Source organism: Streptomyces sp. NPDC054796 (assembly GCF_053611545.1).
The window spans coordinates 1-2382 of the sequence record NZ_JBSHAO010000145.1 but is presented as its reverse complement, the minus strand read 5'-3'; the positions used below and the strand labels follow the sequence as shown (position 1 = coordinate 2382).

General features: G+C 67.1%; 1 protein-coding gene. It reads right to left on the bottom strand.

Annotation, left to right across the window (positions count from 1 at the left end; genetic code table 11):
* Positions 1 to 2286: 3'-5' exonuclease (locus ACWGJ2_RS40230; RefSeq protein WP_453351381.1), on the bottom strand; the 2286-nt coding region annotated here is incomplete at its 3' end.
* Positions 2287 to 2382 lie beyond the last annotated feature (96 nt).

Sequence of the window (2382 nt, the reverse complement as noted above, 5' to 3'; positions counted from 1 at the left end):
GTCCCCAACGACAAAGACTTCGGTGTCAGCACTGGCGACGGGGCGCTCTCGAACGATGAACGGCAGATGTTCCTCGGACACGTCGGTGATGCAGTCACCCGGTTTGAGTTCACCGAGGCGGCAGACGCCGTTACGTTGGTCGGGCAGCAGCGCCCTGAGCGCGGTCACTCGCTCCAACGTGGCACTGTCGGCGGAGGAGTCTTCCATGCCGTCGAAGTCCAGCGGCAGCATCTGCCCCTGCTCCCAGTTCTCGGCGGCCCGGATCCGTGCGACTCGTTCGTCTGCCGTACCCGTGAGGTGAGCCTCCAGAGCCTCCTTGATCACGGTGGCCTTGGTGTCGCGGAGGACGCGCCACAGCTCCTCGCCAGCCGCATCGGAGCGGCCCGACTCGCCGATGACCTCGAAGCCCCGCGCACTGCGGGACATGGCGTTTCTGGTCCGCCAGGCCGTCGCTACCAGTTGACGCCGTTCCGGCGGTAGAGCCGGAAGGAGCCATACAAGGACCTGGGGCAGGGTCAGCCGTCCGGCGCGGATCGCTGTCATGACGTCGTCACTGGTCTTAACGTCGACCTCGATGGCACCGCTTCGAGCGTACGCACTGGCGAATTCGTTGCCCTCCTCGTTGTAACCAGGTTCCGATGGCAGGCGAATCCAGCCCTCGTACAGCTGGGAAGTCGACTTCTTCTTCTGGCCCATTTCGAAGATCAGCTGGCCGAAGTCCCACGGAGTGAGTTGGCCTAGAGCCGCGGCGATGTCCCGGTCGCTCAGTGGCTCGGGTGTGCGCGCCTCCTCGGCGTGGGCCAGCGGTCCGCCGGTGTTCTCGGCGGCGGGCGCTGGCGCGTCCTCGGTCTGGGGCTCCGCGCCCAGCTGCGCCTCGTGGGTGGCGATGAGCGCACGGAGCCGGGCGTACTGCTCGGTAATCGTTGAGTTGGACGACTCGGCGATGCGTTCGCGAGCCCGGTCCACCTGCACCTTGACGGGCGCCAGAGCCGCGTCCACGTTCGGCCACACCTGCTGGCCGTCGGGGCTGTACGAAGTACCGGCGAGCCCCATGACCTGCTCCAAGGCATCTCGTGCGGCTGCGACCCTGACCTTGCGGCTGCGTGCTGCGCGCTCGATGTTGTCTACGGCCTCCAGACAGAGGATCAAGGCTTGGCGAACGAGTGGGTCGGTGAGTTCTGGCAGGCGGTGCGCGTCAGCGAGCTGGGCATCGAGTTCGGCCAACTGGCCCGGATCGGCGGCTCGGGATTGGATCAGGGCCTCGAAGGCGTTGAGGGCCTCGGTGGCGAGCTGGTCGATCTGGGCGCGCAGTTGCTCCGCAGCCTGGGTCACCAGGGTGTTGAGGGCGGCATCTGACACTAGGAGCTGGCGCTGAGTGTGCCGAAGGTTCTCCTCATACTGGGCCCAGGGATAGTCCTGTTCCCAGACATCGCGGACCCGGTTGTCGCCGAGGGCCTCGCGCAGTTCACGGGCGAGGTTGGGGATCTCATTCTTCTGTCCACGGCGGATTCCTGCGGCGCCGCGCTTTTTGATCTTCTGATCGTCCCAGGGCAAGGGGGCGACGCTCTGGTCGGCGTCCTGCGCGGCGGGGGCAGTGGCCAGCTCGTCGGTCGCTGTGTTGCCTTCCTCTTCTTCCCTCCGTGCGAAGAGCGACGGCTGGTCTGCGCCGTTGAGGGGGTCGCCCGGGTCCTGCAGGGCGGGGGAGATTGGATCGCGCTGCTCCGGAGGGCCGGGTTCCGGCCGTTCGATCGACGTGGATGCCGTCGTGGTTTCGGCTTCGTCGGTCGGTTCAGGGGCAGCAGGGGCCGAGAAAGTCGGGACGGCGGGCTCGTTGTCTTGCGGCTCGGCGGTCGCACGCTCAGACGGCTCTCCGGGACCAGGGTCCGGTACCGCAGCCTCTGCTGCCACAGGGGAGGCTGGAGGCAGGGAGGGTTCGGGGGCGGTCTCGTCGGCGACGGGGGCGGATGCGGCCTGCTCGGGTGTCGGAGTGGCAGTGGCCTCGGTCGGGAGAGCGTCCGCGAGGGGGCCGGTGGCCTGGATCCAACCGAGGGACCCGATGTCGAGGCGTTTTCTGGCACGGGTCACCGTCACGTAGGCCAGGCGCAGTTTGTCCTGTGCAGGCAGGACGAGTTCGCCCGTCTTCGTGTCCTCCTTGGGCTGGGGGAAGTCGCTCCAGATCTGGACTCGGTCCCATTCGCGGCCCTTGGACTTGTGGGCCGTGGAGACGACCAGTTCAGGGCGGGACTCCTCGTCGCGAGCGTCCTCCGGAACCAGGTCGCGGATCATATTGATCAGACCCTGGGGCGTGTAGCGGTCTACAAGCCGTACGAACGTCTGGAGGCTCCCCGCGTCCTCGTTCGATTACGCGTACTCCTTGACCCC